This is a genomic window from Chitinophaga varians (assembly GCF_014529945.1).
Taxonomy (GTDB): Bacteria; Bacteroidota; Bacteroidia; order Chitinophagales; family Chitinophagaceae; genus Chitinophaga; species Chitinophaga varians.
The window spans coordinates 236023-253187 of record NZ_JACVFB010000004.1 but is presented as its reverse complement, the minus strand read 5'-3'; the positions used below and the strand labels follow the sequence as shown (position 1 = coordinate 253187).

The window sequence follows — 17165 nt, the reverse complement described above, 5'->3', positions numbered from 1 at the left end:
ACTACTCCGTTAAACCGCTTAAATTGATTGATTATGCACGATAGCAACAAACACGCCTATTTCGTAGGCGGAGGCCTCGCTTCACTGGCTGCAGCCGTTTACCTGATTGAAGATGCAGGTTTCAAAGGAGAAAACATTCATATCATTGAAGCACTGCCTATCCTCGGTGGCAGCAACGACGGCGCCGGCGGCAAACAGGAAGGCTTCGTATGCCGCGGCGGCAGAATGCTCAACGAAGAAACGTATGAGAATTTCTGGGACCTCACCAGCCGCATCCCCTCTCTCGAAATACCCAATATCTCCGTGAAAGACGAGATACTGGCCTTCGATCACGCCAACCCCACTCACGCAAAAGCCAGGCTGATCGACAAATACGGCAAGATCCTCGAAGTACATTCTATGGGCTTTGATCATGACGACCGTATGAAGATGCTCAAACTGTTCTTCACCGATGAACATGAACTGGACCACATGACCATCCGTGAATGGTTTGGCGATCACTTCTTCACCACCAATTTCTGGTACATGTGGCAAACAACTTTTGCCTGGCAGGAATGGTCCAGCCTCTTTGAATTCAGAAGATACATGAACCGCATGATCCTCGAGTTCTCCAGGATAGACACGTTGGAAGGCGTCACCAGAACACCTTACAACCAATATGAATCCGTGATCCTGCCCATCAAAAAACACCTCGACAAATTCGGGGTCGATTACTCCCTGAAGAGGACCGTGACCGATCTTATTTTCAAAGACGACAACGGTATAACGGTAACGGCTATCCAATATCAGGATGCCGATGGGCAGACAGGCAGCATCGCCTTACAGGAAGGCGATCTCTGTTTCTTTACCAATGGCTGTATCACCGACAACTCCAACAACGGTGACTACAAAACGCCGGCCCGTTATCTGCCGGACAATCCACCTTCTTTTGAGCTCTGGAAAAAAATTGCGCTAAAAAAACCACGCCTCGGTAACCCGGACCCATTCTTCGGCAAACCCGATGAAACAAAATGGTACTCCTTTACCGCCACCTTCCGGGGCAATAAAATGCTGCAGCTCATTGAAGCCTTCTCCGGCAACAAACCCGGAAGTGGCGCACTGATGACGTTCAGAGACTCTTCCTGGCGGATGTCTATCGTGGTGGCCGCGCAGCCGCATTTTAAAGCACAGGGCGACGATACCACTATCTTCTGGGGCTACGGCCTCTATCCCGATAAAACCGGCGATTTTGTGCAGAAACGGATGATCGACTGTACCGGCGAGGAAATCCTCACAGAGCTGGTCCACCACCTGCATTTTGAGCAACATGAAGCAGAGATCAAAGAAAGTGTAGTGAATGTCATTCCGGTCATGATGCCCTACATCGATGCGCTGTTTCAGCCGCATGCCAAGTCCGACCGGCCGCCGGTAGTGCCCAGAGGCTCCACCAACCTGGCGATGATCAGCCAGTTTGTGGAGATCCCGCAGGACATGGTTTTTACAGAAGAATACTCCGTGAGGGCCGCCCGTACAGCGGTATACACCCTGCTCAATATAGACCGGGAAGTGGCGCCGGTAACGCCTTACAACCGCCGCCCCGACGTGTTGGCCAAAGCTGTACATACCGCTTACCGTTAATCGAATTTCATCACCGCAACAATCTTAGTTTATGAACATAAAAACAGTTACCGTGGCCGGCAGCGGCGTATTAGGCGCTCAGATAGCCTTCCAGACCGCGGTCCACCAGTATCAGGTCCATGTGTACGATATCAACGATGCCGTACTCGAAAAAGCCAAAGCCACGCTTCAGCAACTGGCAGGCGCCTATCAGCGCGACCTCGGCCTTGAAAAAGCAGATACCGAAGCAGCGCTGGGACGCATCCATTACTTCACCGATCTGGCTGCCGCTGTAAAAGGCGCTGAACTGCTGATAGAAGCGATCCCGGAAAACCCGGCCATCAAAACGGAATTTTATCAAAAATTAGCCGCCGTGGCGGGTCCGGATACGATATTCGCGACCAACTCCTCCACGCTGCTGCCCAGCCAGTTTGCGGCAGCCACCGGAAGACCGGACCGTTTTCTGTCACTGCACTTTGCCAATGAAATCTGGAAACACAATACCGCCGAGATCATGGGGCACCCGGGAACAGCTAAAACCACCTTCGATACCGTAGTGGCCTTCGCCAAATCTATTGGCATGGTAGCACTCCCGTTACATAAAGAACAACCCGGTTATATCGTCAACTCCCTGCTGGTGCCACTACTCGACGCAGCTACTACGCTGCTGGTAAGAGGCGTTGCCGATGTGGAGACCATCGACAAAACCTGGATGGTAGCTACCGGCGCGCCCTTGGGACCGTTCGGCATCCTGGATGTGGTAGGTCTTACCACGGCTTACAACATCACCAACATGACCGCTGAAAAGACCAAAGACCCGGAGAAAGCCAAAGCAGCCGCTTTTCTGAAAGAGAATTTTATCGACAAAGGGAAACTTGGTACCGCCACCGGAGAAGGTTTCTATAAATATCCTGACCCAACTTACCGGCAACCCGGTTTTCTGAAATAAACAGCCCAATCAACCAATAATCAGCCCCGGCATCCCCGGGGCTTTTTTGTCTTCCCAGGTTAAAACATCAAACATTTCTATTGATTGTTTGTATAACAAAGAGATATCTATTTAAATCCTGTTTTATGCAAGCATCCAACAACCCGGAAAAATTCGTTCCCCGCGGCGCTATTGCTTTCTTCGCCCTGCTGGTGGTACTGGGACTGATAATCTGGTTCGGTATCTATTTCCTCATGCTTTCCAGGATATAAACTGTTTCCTCATGATCGACAAATTTGAACGGAACGTCATCATTGCGGCATTACTGTTATCCGGCCTCTTTATTTTTTCACTGTTTTACGCCCTAGGCGCCCGGAAGGCGGACGTCACGGAATGCCTCCCCTACGACAAATCGTACGAAACTGCGCGGGTCAATCAGATCGACAAAACCACCTACCAGATCTTTTACGTGGCCCGGATGTGGAGCTTTGAACCGGCCATCACCTATATACCGGTGGGCAGCGAGGTGGACCTGTTCCTCACCTCGCAGGATGTGGTGCACGGCTTCGACATCTACAACAAAAATGTGAACCTGATGGGCGTTCCGGGTGGCGTGGCTAAAACCACCGTGCGGTTTGATCAGCCGGGCGTCTATAAAGTGGTATGTCATGAATTTTGTGGCACGGGCCATCAGAACATGCAGGCGGAAATAATTGTCAATTATCCTAAAAAATAAGTCGCGATGAATGTAAGCAGCTACCTTAAGAACATCATTCTTGCAGAACTGTTTGTACCGGTATTGTTACTCACCATTGGCATTTATCACGGGTTGATGCAGGTGATCTACCGTGCCGGCGTGATCCATCAGGCGTCAGTGGCCAAACTGGACTATTACCAGGGTCTTACACTGCACGGGGTGATCAACGCCATTGTGCTCACCACTTTCTTTGCCGTGGCTTTTGGTCATGCTACCATCGCCTATTTCCTGAAGCGTGAACCGGGCCGTAAGGCCTCGATGTTGTCGTTGCTGCTGATGGTAGTCGGCACCCTGATGGCCGCGGCCGCCATGCTGTCGGGCAAAGCCTCGGTCTTATATACCTTCTACCCGCCGCTGAAAGCGCATCCGGCTTTTTACATCGGTACCGCTATGTTAATTGTAGGGTCCTGGGTGGCCTACTGGGACTGGGCCGTCATATATGTACGCTGGAAAAGGGAGCACAGGGAGGAGAACACGCCGCTGGCCGTGATCGGCACATTGGTCAATTTTACCATCTGGTTCGTGTGCACGCTGGCGGTAGCTTACGAAGTGTTGGTATTGCTGGTGCCCTGGAGCCTGGGGTGGACAGCCGGCGTAAACGTGATGCTGGCACGTACGCTGTTCTGGTTCTTTGGCCATGCGCTGGTATATTTCTGGTTGCTGCCCGCCTATATCATGTTTTACACCATGCTGCCCAAACTGGCTGGTGGCAAGCTCTATTCCGGCACAGCAGGGCGTATTGCCTTCTTTCTTTTTCTGCTGTTCTCTATTCCGATCGGGGTGCATCATCAGTTTGGCGATCCTTCCATCGGCAGAGGCATTAAACTCACTCAGTCGCTGCTCACTTTCGCCGTAGCTATTCCCAGTTTCATCACCGCCTTCACCATTGCTGCTTCGCTGGAGCATGCGTCGTGGCTGCGGGGTGGCCGGGGGCTCTACACCTGGATATGGAAGCTGCCGTTCTTCCGCAAAGACGTGTTCCTTTTCGGCTACCTGATCAATGGGCTGATCCTGTTTATTTTCGGCGGACTGACAGGGCTCGTCAACGCCTCCTATTCACTGAACAACACCGTACACAATACCTCCTTTATACCCGGACATTTTCACCTTACTGTAGCCGGCCCGGTATTCCTGGCCATCCTGGGCATGTCGATTTTCCTGGTATCGCAGCTCACCGGTAAAAAGATATACCTGCCGGCTATCAATACCATTGTACCTTATTTGTGGACCGTAGGGGTGCTGATTTTCTCTACCGGGCTGATGTGGGGCGGACTGATGGGAGAACCCCGCCGCACCAATATGGGGCTTACTTATCTCAACCCCGCCAGTGAGCAGTATCATCCGTACTGGGTGATCTCCAGTATGCTGGGACTGGCCGGCGGCGGTATTATGTTTGCCGCAGGCTTTCTATATTTCATCGTGTTCTTCGGTACTTTCCTGCGCAAGCGCACCGCTGCGCCGATGATCGATTTCCCGGTGAGTGAAAGCCTCCATGAAGAAAAACGTATTCCTTTGTTCGACACGTTCCAGCCCTGGCTGATCGTGATGGGCTTTATCCTCTTCATGACTTATCTGCCCGCCATCTCCGATGCGCTGAATAATACCGGTAAAAAGGCGCCGCCCTATTTACCGACCGATCCCACGCCCATCGTGACTAAAAAACCATGACATGCGTCAACACTTCCGGCATATATTGTATTCATGGAAGATCGCAGTAGCGGTACTTATCTGCCTCCCGTTGCTGGCGTATCGCCTCGTGCGGTGGACAGAAGACCGTTATGCCCGGCTGCCGTGGTATGGCCCTGACAATACCATCGTCAGCAGGCCACAGCAGGCAGCGGTAATGCCGGCATTTGCTTTCGCCAATCAGTATGGAGACACGGTGACGAACACACGATTACAGCAGCATATCACGGTAGCGAACTATTTCTTTACCTCCTGCCCTGTCGTTTGTCCTGCTATGATGCAACAACTGCAACGGGTACACGCTGCTTTCAGTAACGACACCGGCATCTGTTTCCTATCGCTCACGGTAGATCCTGTGCGGGACAGTAGCGCTACCCTCCTGCGTTACAGCCGAAGGATGGCCCTGCCTGCCAAAGGCTGGGAACTGCTCACCGGCGACAAGCCGTCGCTCTACCGCTTTGCCCGTAAAGGGCTTTACCTCACCGCCACAGACGGCGATGGAGGGCCGGATGATTTCATCCACAGTGAAAATATTGTACTGCTCGACCCCCAACAACATATCAGAGGTTATTACCAAGGCACGTCCTCCTCAGCGACAGATCAGCTGATCAGGGACATCAAAAAACTGCAACATGAACAGTAAACTGATCAGCCTATCACTATTGCTCTGTTACGGCCTCTCAGTGAAGGCCGCAGACCCCGCAGAAGGGAAAAAACTATTTCAGGCACGCTGCGCCTCCTGTCATAACGTGAATAAAAAACTGACCGGTCCGGCACTTGCCGGGGTGGACCAGCGCCACAGCGAAGAATGGATCATCCGTTTTGTGAAAGCGTCCCAGAGTATGGTGAAAGCGGGCGATAAAGAAGCCTTGGCCGTATATAATGCGAACAACCAGGTGGCCATGCCGGACCATCCCGATCTTTCCGATGATATGATCCGCGACCTGCTGGCCTATGTGAAAGAGGAAGCCGGGAAAGCGCCACAGGCCGATGATGCGCCGTTCTCCCGGCCCGGGCAAAAAGAACCCAATCTAATGCCCCTCAGCATCTATAATTTTCCTTTTATGATCGCGTATATCGTTTTGGTGGTGATCATCATCATCCTGCTGGTGTTCTTAGTAAATGTAAAAAGCTATGAACATCACATGGAAGAAAAACAGAAAGAATAAAAAAAGCCCCGCAGACGAACTGCAGGGCTTACGATTACAAACCAAACACCGATTTAAGTTTCTGGTCCAGCTCAGCACCGCTGTCACCAACGATTTTGAACAGTACCTTTCCATCTTTATCCAGTAAAATCTTGGTCGGAAAACCGTCAATGCCGTATGCCATGACCATGTTCGACTCTTTTTTATTGTAGTTGTTCAGTACCTGTATCCAGTTCATTTTATCAGTCTCCACTGCTTTGAGCCAGGATCTTTTGGCCGATTCCAAATCATCTGTTTTCTCTTCTGCGATACCAACAACTTCAAGGCCTTTATCTTTGTATTTGGCATACACTTCCCGCAGATGCGGATGGCTGGCCCGGCAGGGACCGCACCAGCTGCCCCAGAAATCCAACAGTACATATTTGCCTTTGAGGGAAGCTAACGTGAACGGCTGCCCGTGATTGTCTATTTTGGTAAACCCGATCGCTTCCGCGCCTACTGCCGTGGCTTTGGCGCCGGAAATACGGGAAGCAACGTATTGGGCGAGGTAAGTATTTTTGTACTTACCGGACAGTTTGTTGTATTCCTGTTCATAAGCTGCCATGTCATAGTCGCCATTCAGGCGGCTCAGTAACATCACACTGACAAAAGAGCCCGGATGTTTGGCGATGAACTGTTTCCGGATATCCAATAGTTTCGCTTTGGTCACCTTTTGCTCTTCCAACAGCGCGTTCCTGCCCACGCTGTCATTTTTAAGGGTAGGCATTTTTTTCCGTGCCTCCCATTCCTGTGCAATCAGCGGCACTTCCTGCTGATGCAGCATGTTCAGTTCTCTGTTCTCCCGGCCGCCGGCGACGGTCCCTTTAAACAGCGCTGTCGCATCCGCAGTGATGGTAATATCCGTATTGGTGATCACAAAATCCAGGCTGGGCGCGGGCATGAACATTCCGCCTTTGACAAACTCAAAACGGGAAGATGGGTGAGCCGATGCCAAAGTACCGATAACAGGCTCGTCTACATGCCCGGTGAACACGAAGCGGTCGCCGGTATGAGCGATCGCCGTATCCATGATGCGTTTGCCATCAGCTATCCGGGAGATCGTCAACCGGTAATCTTCCTGCCCTTTGATATCAGCGGTAATTTTAAAGCCTCTCTCCTGGGCGTTTGAATTGATCGCCAGCAGTAAACTGCCGGCGATCATCAGGGTTGTTTTTTTCATGGTTGGTGTATTGATTTTATTAGAAGCTGGTCATAGGAACAGATGCTGCTTTTTTGGGTGCTGCTTTAGTGCCTTTGGAGACGATATCTTTTACTTTGGCTTCCGCTTCTTCAGAGTAGCCGGTAAAGCGTTCCAGAATTTTACCTTCGCGATCAATCAGGTACATAGTGGGAATACCGGAGAACTGGAACTGTTCCATCGTTTTGTCTTTGTTGTCGCTCAGCAGTTGTTCCCATGGCATATTTTCTTCCGTCATTGCTTTTTTCCATGCTTTCTGATCGGTATCGATAGAGATGCTCACTACTTCAAAGCCGTTGTCTTTATAGGTACTGTACAACTCTTTCACTTTCGGAATAGCCTGACGGCAGGGACCGCACCAGCTGGCCCAGAAATCTACCAGCAGGTATTTGCCCTTGTATTTTTCCAGTCCTTCCTGCGTACCTTGTGCGCTCGGGTATTTTACAGAAGGCATGGGTTCGCCGGTTTTCAGCTTCATCGCCTGGGCTCTGTTAGTCAGGATAGTCTGTTTCAGTTTTTGTGCTTCTGTTAACCATGGGTAACGGCCGATCAGTGTCTCCAGCATCTTCATCGCTTTCTCATATTGGGCCGTATTTTCCGTGCTGGCCATGCCACGCAGGGCATACACCAATACCGGACGGTCGATGAAAGAGCGGATGAGGGTTTCTTCCCTTACCTGGTAATCCTCCCGCATCGGATTGTACTTTTTGGTATTCTTCATATAGGCGAACCAGGTAGTGTCGGTCGCTTTTTTGGCATAGTACTCCATGTTATATTCATCAATCATCCGGCGGTAATTCAGCTCGGAATTGAGTGCCATCAGATTGATGAAATTATTGTCATAAGAGCCTTCTACAAAATTATAGTGCGGTACTTTCACTTTGTGCCGTGCCGTATCGTAGCCTCTCATCGCTACTTTTACATCCGCATCGCCCCAGAAGGAGGCACGGTCCCAGTGCAAGGCATCGATAATATATACGCCCTGGTGGTCTTGTTTGATGTTAAAGGTGAAAGTATTGTCCTTACCTACCACTGCAGAATCCACTATCACCGGCTTACCGGAGAAATTATCCTTGGAAAGCCATACTTTCTGTACGTCTGCCTTCGGATCAGTGAATTCCACGGTGCCTCTCACAGTGATGGATTTTACCGGTTTGTTCACCTGCGCAGACAGCGCCGCCGGAGCGGCCAGCATCGCCAGTAAAATACCTGTTCTTCCTGCTTTTCTCATAATGATGATTGTTTAAAGTTTTATGTTTTTTCGTTATTTGCTATAGTCAGCGTTTTGAGTCAGATTAGGATTGAGCGCAAACTCGTGGGTAGGGATGGGCAGCAGCACATGTGACGCCGGCTGGCCGAACGACTGTAACCAGGCGTTCATTTTACCGAACCGCTGCATATCACTCCAGCGCAGTCTTTCGCCTACGAATTCGCGGCGGCGTTCCATTTCAATTTCAGCCAGAAACGCAGCGGTATTGGCAAAATCGCTGTTGTTGCGAAGCGACGCTTTTCTGGCCGCACGCAGCTGGTTATAGGCCGTTACGTCGACCACGCCTTTGCGCGCGTTCGCCTCTGCCACGACCAGGAAAGCTTCGCTGTAGCGGCAGATAGGATAAGAAGGCGTTGTTTCCTCGGGAAATTTGGTCACGAAGTACACCGAATCAAGGATAGCGGCCCCTTTGTTTTTCAGGAAGAAAGCACGACGAATATCACTGGCGTCATACGTTTTCAGCAACGTGCTATCTACCCACGTGTTGCCGGTGCCTGCTCTGGGCGTGCCGCCGTATTTACCAGGGCCGAAAAGCTGTCCCAGGCCATAGAGGGCACTGCCGACGTTAGACATTTCATTGATACGGTACAGCGCTTCGGGGCTGGTAGTGCCGGATTTGAAAATATCGCCGAAGTTGGATTGCAACGTTAAGCGGTTGGAGCTGATCACGGCGTTCGCCATGGCCAGCGCCTCATCGTTGCGGCCCAGATTGAGGTACAACCTGGCAAGTAAGAGCTGCGCGGCCTGTTTGGAACCGGTCAGTGATTTACCGTTATAATCCGGCAACTGAATGGCGGCGGCCTTCAGGTCTGCTTCTATAAACTGCTGTACTTCAGCAACGGGGTTGCGTACCGGATGGCCTTTAGGGTTTTCACCGCCTTTTATGATCACCACATCGCCGAACATTTCTGTCAGCAGCATATAGGAGTAGGCACGCAAAAGATAGGCCTCGCCCAGGTTGACGGTAATCAGGCTGTCCCCTGCCGGCTGCTGCACTGCAAAGTTGATGGCCATGTTCGCGTTGGCGACACACTGATACGGCTGTTTGTAAGCAAAAGTGAGCGAGTTATCGGTAGAAGGCACATTGTTTCCTTCGTAAGTCAGATAGGATATCGACTGAAAATCATCTCCCATAATATCCTGCAGGCCATATATCTGGTACAGGGCATTGTTGGTAAGCGCCAGTTTAGCGCCATTGACCACCAACGGCAGGTTGCTGCGGTTGATCTGGTCAAAAGTCACCTGTGTATTCGGCTGTACGTCATCCAGATTTTTGCTGCATGATGTAAACAGCATACTACCGGCGACGGCTATATGAAATATATATTTTTTGTTCATGATCTCATCAAATTAGAAGGTCAGGTCAATACCGATAACAGCGGAACGCGGGTTCGGCAGGTTAGTGGAAACGATACCTGTATTGGACACCGCTTCCGGATCAAATCCCTTATAGGGGGTGATGGTGAAAAGATTCTCCATAGACCCGTAAATGCGCACCTGATTGATTTTTGCTTTCTGTAATATTTTAGCGGGCAGCACATAAGCCACCGAGATATTACGCAAACGCAGGTACGAAGCATCGGTGATAAACTGAGTGGATGGTTTGCTGTTCCAGTCTGCCACCTGTCCGGCGCCATGTACGCCTGTCACAGCACGGGGGATGTCTGTTACATCACCGGGTTTGCGCCAGCGGTCTACCAGATTACTGAATTTATTGGGCATCACGCTGTAGGCGTCCAGACTGTAGTTACGCAGGGTCTGCTCATAGAAATCATATACTTTGTTGCCCACCACATAGGTGAACAGGGCATCCAGCGTAATACGCTTATACGACAACATGATAGAAGTACCACCGGTAAACTTCGGCAGCGCGATCGGAATAGATACATAGTCGTTGGAATCCCAGCGGCCATCTTTATTACGGTCGGTATAGATCATATCACCTGTTTGCGGATCTACGCCCTGTGACTCGAATACCATTACGGAACCCACGGGCTGTCCTACTTTGGAGCGGGACTGTGGGCCGCCAAATACCAGCGCGCCAAAGGGAGCTGTGGAGTCTTTCATAGACAGGATCACATTTCGGTTGATGTTCATATTCGTGCTCACCTTCCATCCTAAAGCCGTACCTGTGCGGCTGCTCACCGCCAGTTGCAGGTCTACTCCATAGTTGCGGATGCTGCCGATGTTATCCGGCATATTAGAAGCGCCGTATATCCAGGACACATCGGTATTACTCATCAGTCCATCGGTGGTTTTGTTGTAGTAGTCCGCTGTCAGCGTGATACGGTTACCCAACAAAGCCACGTCCACCCCGGCATCCATTTGTTTGGTGCGTTCCCAGCGGATATCCGGGTTACCGATGGTGGTATTCAGTATCAGCGCCTGACTACCCATATAAGAGGTAGCCTTCATCAGGTTGCGCGCATCGAAATAGCCCAGTGGGCGCATGTTACCGCTGATGCCGTAGCTGGCGCGCACTTTCAGCTGGCTGATAGCGCGTTGTTGCATCAGGAAAGCCTCGCGGGATATGTCCCAGCCGGCGGAAACAGAAGGGAACCAGCTATAGCGGTTGTCCTTCACCAGTTTGGAGGAACCATCACGGCGCAGGGAGGCATTCAGCATGTATCTACCATCCCAGTCTATGCCGGTACGCAGAAAGTAGGCATCGGATATCTCGCGGTTGTTGGTATTAAAACTACCGATATTGGAAGAAGGGCCATAGGTGGCCGCTGCGCCGCCTCCGGAGACATTGTCGATTTTCGGAAAACCATACAACTCATAGCCGAAGCCATTCAGTTCATTGTTGTAATAGGTATAGCCCAGCGTTCCGTTGACGCCCAGTTTATTAAACCGTTTGTTGTAGGTAAAGTAGTTATCGAAGTTGTAGGAGAAATTGTCTGTTCCCAGCACCTTCAGCTGTCCGTTGTTAAAATTGCCGAGGTATAAGGACGCTGGCATGAAGTTGTTGCTCAGACCATTATACTTGGTAGCGTTGAAGGAAGAGCGGAATGACAATTCCTTCAGCAATTGCAGATCTGCCGACAGGCTCCCCAGGTATATGTTGGTTTTATTTTTGTTTTTGTTGTCCATCATCGCACCAAGCGGATGTTGTTGCATGCCGACGTAGTATCCCAGCGAACCATCCGGCTGTAACACAGGGTCTTCCGGTGTATCCGGGCGGGCCGCAAATGCCACGGCAACCGGATTGGCCATGTCCTTATTCACTGACTGCGTCAGGTTGATGTTGCCGTTTATTTTCAGCCAGTTGTTCACCTGTTGCGTTACATCGAGGCGACCGGTGTAGCGTTCAAATTGGCCGGTACCCATAGCAGCTACTTCCGCGTAGCGGCCCAGCGACATGTAATAGCTGTTTTTCTCGCCACCGCCGCTCATACTGGCCTGTATATTGTTGACCGGAGCGTTTTTATGTTTGATACGTTCGAGCCAGTCGGTGCTGCGGTCAGCCATTTTCAGGCCATTCAGCTGTCCCTGCAACACTGTTTTTTCATCCTGCAACTGTTTGATACGGTTGGCGGGTAATGTGCCGGGATTCGCCAATATAGCGTCGATGTCACCGATACGGTTATTACGCGAATCATTAAAAGCTGATGTATACTCAGCAGTATTCATCATGTGGCGGCTAAACGGCACATTGTTGACACCTGTGTACATGTTCAGGTTAAGGGAAGGTTTGCTGTTGGCCTTTCCTTTTTTTGTGGTGATGATGATCACCCCCGTAGAGCCTCTGGCGCCGTAGATAGCCGCGGAAGCAGCATCTTTCAACACCTCGATGGACTCTATGTCCTGCGGGTTAATGCTGTTAATGGAGATGGTATTGCCATCCACCACCAGTCCATCGATCACGATGAGAGGGTTGGTGGCAGAGGCGCTGACCGACTGCGCGCCGCGTATCATGATGCTGGAAGCGTTGCCGGGCGTGCCTTCCCGGGAAGCGATGTATACGCCGGGAACGCGACCCTGTAAGGCTTTACCAAAATCGCTGACAACGTTTTTCTCTGCCGTCAGTTCGCTGGCCTTCACCGAAGCGATGGAATTGGTGACATTGGATTTCGCCTGCGTGCCATACCCTACTACCACTGCGTCTGTCAGTGAAATAGCTTTCATTTTCATGAATACGGGTGTTGTTCTGATCAGGCTGGCCGCTACCATTACATTTTCAAACCCGATGGAGGTGATCTGTAGTTGTGCATTGGCCGGCACATTGAGTTCAAATTCACCTTTCTCGTTGGTGGTAGCACCGGTGGCCGAGCCTACCACCTTCACCGTGGCGCCCGGAACAGGCTGACGGGTAGTGGCATCTTTTACCGTCCCTTTCAGTACCTGTTGTGCATAGGCGGACAAACCGGACATGCATAAAAGGATAAATAATGCTGACTTTCTCATACAAGTGGTTGGTTGATTATTATGGTTGGTATACTGTCCCCCGATATTGTGTTGCCAAAATAGATATCGTAATATTTTTTCTTTCAGATAATGGACGTACCGGAAACGTAAATGTATATTCTGCCCTTTTCCGGGGATGAACGCCTTTAGGGCCAGACAAGCGCTTTTCCGCCGGCAATAAGGATTTTGCAGGTATCAGCCTCCGTTTTAAAAGGACGAACCGGCACCTGGCGGGGACGAAAAAAATAAGCCGTTACAGATGCAGAAAACAAGGGGACATATACTATCTTCAACCCACTGTTAACTTATGCGACACAATAAACCATACCGGTATTTTATGCACCTTGTGGTGTGGATGGCGTTGGTACTGTTGTATGCCTATCCATCTCTGAGGATTAGTATTCATTCTGTCTTCGGCCTGAAAAGGGTGCTGGTGCAGGATATCCTGTATGGGTTCATCAATTTTCAACTGTTTTTCCTGTTGGTTTTTGTGTGGTTACCGAAGCCTGTGGCGCAACGGCAGTATGCACAGGTGGTTGTCCGGAGTATATTGGCCGTGTGCGGGTTTGCGGTTATCAAGTATGCCGTGGGTTATTTTCTGTTTCCTGATCAGGTGCTGGTCAGAATGTATTCCCTGATTGGAAAAGCGAACATCTATTATAGTTTTCCGATTTATTTTCTGATGGCCACCAAAACGGGGCTGGGCGTAGCGTTGCTGGCCTACAGTTACCGGCTGCTGTTGCAGCGGCAGCAAACGGGGCCACAGGACCGCCTGCTGGCGTCTGCCGCAGAAGCAGCGCGGGCGCGTTATATACGGATGCAGGAAAATTCCCGGTTATTGTTACAGAACCTGCAACAGCTCACCCCTATTCTCGAAGATGAACATAAGCGGGACCAGGAAGGCGTAAAAGCCATCCTGCTGCTGTCTGACCTGCTGCGCTATATGTTGTATGACAAAGCGCTGGAAAAAGATACGGTCAGTCTTCCGAAAGAACTGCTCAACTTTGAAAGATATGTGGAGCTGCGCACCTTGTGTAACAACGACCAGCCGCTGGAACTGGTGATCACCGGCGACACACAACAAGGTACGCTGGCAGCCCTGCAGCTGCAGCAAACAACCGAAGCGGCGCTGCAGGAGTGCCCTCACAACACCGGTCCCGTGGCCATCAGGGTACAGGTAAGGCAGGATGTGGTCACACTGAGTGTACAACCTGTTCATGCCCGTGAACAGCATTATCAATTTAAACTGTATCCCGATCATGTCTGATGTACGTCGTTCTTTCCGGGATTTTATGTTGTTACTGGCCGGCTGGCTGGTGCTGGTGTATAGCGGCAATCTCATGACGATCATCCGTTTTAACGACAAAACCCTCCGGACGGTGCATATCAACAGTGCCGCACTGGGCCTGGTCAACTTTGTCCTGTTTTATGGCTGCTACCGCTGGATAGCCACCCCTTTGCTGGACAAGCGCCGACCGCTACTATCGGCCAGTCTTTTACTCGTGATCCTACCGGCATTTACGCTGCTGAAATACGAATTTATCTCCTTCTTTTTTGCTCAGGACATATTATCCAAAGGACACCAGATCGTAGACCATCAAAAGGTGGAGGTATTTGTTACCCTCGGGGAATATTTCGTGAAGGGGCTTTGGAGCAGCATCATTATCATCATCGCTGCGTTCTCCTTCCGGCTGTTCCAGTTGTGGCTTCAGGAAGAGAAAAAACGGTCCATGCTGCAACAGCAGCAGATGCAGGCAGAATCCGGCTTTCTGAAGATGCAGCTCAATTCGCACTTTCTGATCAATAGCCTGAACAGCATCTACTCCCTTGCCCTGATGGGGTCTCCGGAGGTGATAAAAGCCAATAAAACACTGACACATTTGTTGGCCTACATGGTAGACCAACCGTCAGACATTGCCTACCGGGCGCCTATCTGCGCGGAGATCAGTTATTTGCAGGATTTTGTGACCTTACAGCGGCTCCGTACCGGTTTTCAGGAAGGCATCGTTTTCAACACGCCGAATGCGATGCCGGACAAAAATATCGCGCCGCTGCTGTTGGTGCCCTTTGTGGAAAATGCGTTCAAACATGGCGTCAGTAATCGTCCGGGCAAGCCCGTCACCATTACCCTGACGTGCAATGATCAACAGCTGCTTTTCAGCGTGCATAACTATGTATCCGGCCAGCAGCGCGACAAAACAGGCGGCATTGGGCTGGACAATGTCCGGAAACGGCTGCAGCTGCTGTATCCCGGCCGCCATCAGCTGGAGATCCGGGATACCGGAGCAGAATATTTCAGTAACTTAGTGATCAATTGGTAAAGGATATGGGAGTAAAGTGTATCGTGGTAGATGATGAGCCACTCGCAGCGCAGGTATTGGTATCGTTCATTCACAAAACGCCTGATCTGCAGCTGGTGAAGGTTTTCCATAATCCTATGGAAGCACTGGCCTTTGTTAAGCAGGAAAAAATTGACCTTATCTTCCTGGACATACAGATGCAGGAGCTCAGTGGTTTGGAGCTGATGCAGCTGGCCCCTCCCGGCGTGCAGGTGGTGCTGGTTTCCGCTTATGATGAATATGCCGTGGAAGGATTTGACCGGGAAGCGATCGACTATCTGCTGAAACCCGTGTCTTTTGAACGGTTTGCCAGGGCTGTGCAACGGGTACTGGCCCGCAGCACGGTCTCCGTTTCACAGCCGGCCGGCACCGATTATATTTTTGTGCGTACAGACAAAAGGATTGTACGGGTAGATGTAAAAGACATCCTGTTTGTAGAAGCACTCCGCAATTATGTGGCCATCCAGACGATCAAACAGAAGATCATGACATTACAGAACCTTCGTAGTTTTGAGGAGATACTGGCGCCTTTCCGTTTTATCAGAGTGCATAAGTCCTTTATCATCTCGCTGGACAAAATCGACAGCATCGAAAAGCAACGCATTTTCACCGGTCCGCACTGCGTACCTATTGGCGATGCTTACCTGAAACAGTTCATGGAAGCTATCAGTATGCCGCGATAGTCTAGTTCTGTTTTCTTACGTATTTGGTCAGAATCACGATCAGCTGTCCTTCGATTTTTCCTTCTATCTGCTCCATGTTGTCTTCCACGAGGCGGATGTTTTTCACTACCGTGCCCATTTTAGCGTTCAGGGTAGAGCCTTTTACATCGAGGGATTTGATGAGTGTTACGCTGTCGCCATTTTGAAGCACGTTACCATTGCAGTCGCGGTGCAGTTCCACAGCGTCGTCATTGTCATGATCGCCGGTAGCCTGCGCCCATGCCAGTGTTTCCTCATCGAGGTACAGCATGTCGAGGGCTTCCATGGCCCAGCTTTCTTTTTTCAGTCGGTGCAGCATGCGCCAGGAGAGCACCTGAATGCCCGGCACTTCGTTCCACATGGCGGTGGTGAGGCAGCTCCAGTGTTTGCTGTCCAGCTCCGCCTTGCGTTCTATCTGCGCGCGGCAGGTATCACAGATCAGCACAGTGCTGTCGGGGCCGTCGCCGGAGCGGGGCGCCACATCATACATTTTGAGATTGTCTGTTGAGCTGCACAACTCGCATTGGTTGCCGCTTCTTTGCTGTAATTGTTCTTCCAGTTTCATGATGCTTTCACTAAAAAATGCGGGCGAAGATACTATTTTTTTGCGGGTACAGCCTTTAGCAGTGCATTTTAACCGGATACATGCTGTAAAATATCTCCCATTCTGTACCCCGTTTCCCCTATTGGATGAGTAAGTGTTTCCGCATATTTTTTCCGCGACGGCCTTTCTGCCTGATCTGGCATCATGGCGTAGTCTTTGGGTTTCATGAGTTAAAATCACGCGTATGTTATTTCCAACACCTACATCCACGATCCGACGGAAACGTCCCTCATTTTTCCCAGGCGCCGCCGTGCAGCGGGTCCCCGTGCCAACAGCCATCGGGCCGGGAGGGCGTCCGGATGAAGAGGAAGATACCTCGGAAGACACCGAGCCTGTACTGGAAGAAGATGATTTTGAAGATGACAGCCTCTCAGACGAAGAGGACGACGACACTGAATGGGAACCTGAAGAAGAACAAGAGGGAAGTTCAGGAACTGCCTGAACTACGGCTACTAACCCGTTAGATTCATTTTGTACCCGGGCATCAGGGCT

General features: G+C 50.8%; 16 protein-coding genes. 11 read left to right on the top strand and 5 right to left on the bottom strand.

Translation table 11 applies throughout. The features are described 5' to 3' along the window. Positions 1-33: 33 nt before the first annotated feature. From ICL55_RS21190 to ICL55_RS21160, 7 genes are all read left to right on the top strand, one after another. Positions 34-1617, top strand: coding sequence for an oleate hydratase (locus ICL55_RS21190; RefSeq protein WP_188101075.1), 1584 nt, complete (start codon positions 34-36; stop codon positions 1615-1617). 31 nt (positions 1618-1648) lie between these two features. Beyond that, positions 1649-2545 (top strand): 3-hydroxyacyl-CoA dehydrogenase, encoded by an 897-nt coding sequence (locus ICL55_RS21185; RefSeq protein WP_188101072.1) that lies wholly within the window; start codon positions 1649-1651, stop codon positions 2543-2545. A 125-nt stretch (positions 2546-2670) separates the two neighbouring features. After that, positions 2671-2796, top strand: coding sequence for a cytochrome c oxidase subunit 2A (locus tag ICL55_RS21180; protein WP_188101070.1), 126 nt, complete (start codon positions 2671-2673; stop codon positions 2794-2796). A gap of 11 nt (positions 2797-2807) precedes the next feature. Next, positions 2808-3260 (top strand): cupredoxin domain-containing protein, encoded by a 453-nt coding sequence (locus tag ICL55_RS21175; protein WP_188101067.1) that lies wholly within the window; start codon positions 2808-2810, stop codon positions 3258-3260. A gap of 6 nt (positions 3261-3266) precedes the next feature. Then, the gene (locus ICL55_RS21170) at positions 3267-4949 is read left to right on the top strand and encodes a cbb3-type cytochrome c oxidase subunit I (protein WP_188101064.1); all 1683 of its coding nucleotides are present in this window, start codon (positions 3267-3269) and stop codon (positions 4947-4949) included. A gap of 1 nt (position 4950) precedes the next feature. Further along, positions 4951-5610 carry an SCO family protein gene (locus tag ICL55_RS21165; protein ID WP_188101061.1) on the top strand — a complete coding sequence of 220 codons (660 nt, stop codon included), beginning with the start codon at positions 4951-4953 and terminating at the stop codon, positions 5608-5610. Continuing rightward, entirely contained in the window at positions 5600-6136 is a 537-nt protein-coding gene (locus ICL55_RS21160; protein ID WP_188101058.1) for a c-type cytochrome, read from the top strand. Before ICL55_RS21165 ends, ICL55_RS21160 begins: the two co-directional genes overlap by 11 nt. 34 nt (positions 6137-6170) lie before the next feature. Here ICL55_RS21160 and ICL55_RS21155 read toward each other — a convergent pair whose 3' ends face one another. From ICL55_RS21155 to ICL55_RS21140, 4 genes are read right to left on the bottom strand one after another with little or no spacing between them, the layout of a single operon-like run. Then, a complete protein-coding gene (locus tag ICL55_RS21155; RefSeq protein ID WP_188101055.1) occupies positions 6171-7334 on the bottom strand; it encodes a TlpA disulfide reductase family protein in 1164 nt (387 codons plus the stop codon). Positions 7335-7353: 19 nt separating this feature from the next. Then, on the bottom strand, positions 7354-8583 hold the full coding sequence (locus ICL55_RS21150) for a TlpA family protein disulfide reductase (RefSeq protein WP_188101053.1): 1230 nt from the start codon (positions 8581-8583) through the stop codon (positions 7354-7356). Positions 8584-8616: 33 nt separating this feature from the next. Next, positions 8617-9960 carry a RagB/SusD family nutrient uptake outer membrane protein gene (locus tag ICL55_RS21145; RefSeq protein ID WP_188101051.1) on the bottom strand — a complete coding sequence of 448 codons (1344 nt, stop codon included), beginning with the start codon at positions 9958-9960 and terminating at the stop codon, positions 8617-8619. A 12-nt stretch (positions 9961-9972) separates the two neighbouring features. Continuing rightward, positions 9973-13029 carry a SusC/RagA family TonB-linked outer membrane protein gene (locus ICL55_RS21140; protein ID WP_188101049.1) on the bottom strand — a complete coding sequence of 1019 codons (3057 nt, stop codon included), beginning with the start codon at positions 13027-13029 and terminating at the stop codon, positions 9973-9975. Positions 13030-13336: 307 nt separating this feature from the next. On the opposite strand from ICL55_RS21140, the gene ICL55_RS21135 reads away from it, so the two are divergent. From ICL55_RS21135 to ICL55_RS21125, 3 genes are read left to right on the top strand one after another with little or no spacing between them, the layout of a single operon-like run. Further along, on the top strand, positions 13337-14296 hold the full coding sequence (locus ICL55_RS21135) for a histidine kinase (protein ID WP_188101047.1): 960 nt from the start codon (positions 13337-13339) through the stop codon (positions 14294-14296). Beyond that, the gene (locus tag ICL55_RS21130) at positions 14289-15350 is read left to right on the top strand and encodes a sensor histidine kinase (protein WP_188101045.1); all 1062 of its coding nucleotides are present in this window, start codon (positions 14289-14291) and stop codon (positions 15348-15350) included. Before ICL55_RS21135 ends, ICL55_RS21130 begins: the two co-directional genes overlap by 8 nt. A 5-nt stretch (positions 15351-15355) precedes the next feature. Then, a complete protein-coding gene (locus tag ICL55_RS21125; protein ID WP_188101043.1) occupies positions 15356-16051 on the top strand; it encodes a LytR/AlgR family response regulator transcription factor in 696 nt (231 codons plus the stop codon). 1 nt (position 16052) lies between these two features. On the opposite strand, the gene ICL55_RS21120 is transcribed toward ICL55_RS21125, so the two are convergent. Next, positions 16053-16634: a PhnA domain-containing protein gene (locus tag ICL55_RS21120; protein WP_188101040.1), complete on the bottom strand. Its 582-nt coding sequence runs from the start codon at positions 16632-16634 to the stop codon at positions 16053-16055. 289 nt (positions 16635-16923) lie between these two features. Between ICL55_RS21120 and ICL55_RS21115 the strand changes: the two genes are divergently transcribed. After that, complete coding sequence (locus tag ICL55_RS21115; RefSeq protein WP_188101038.1) at positions 16924-17115, top strand: hypothetical protein; 192 nt, start codon at positions 16924-16926, stop codon at positions 17113-17115. Positions 17116-17165 lie beyond the last annotated feature (50 nt).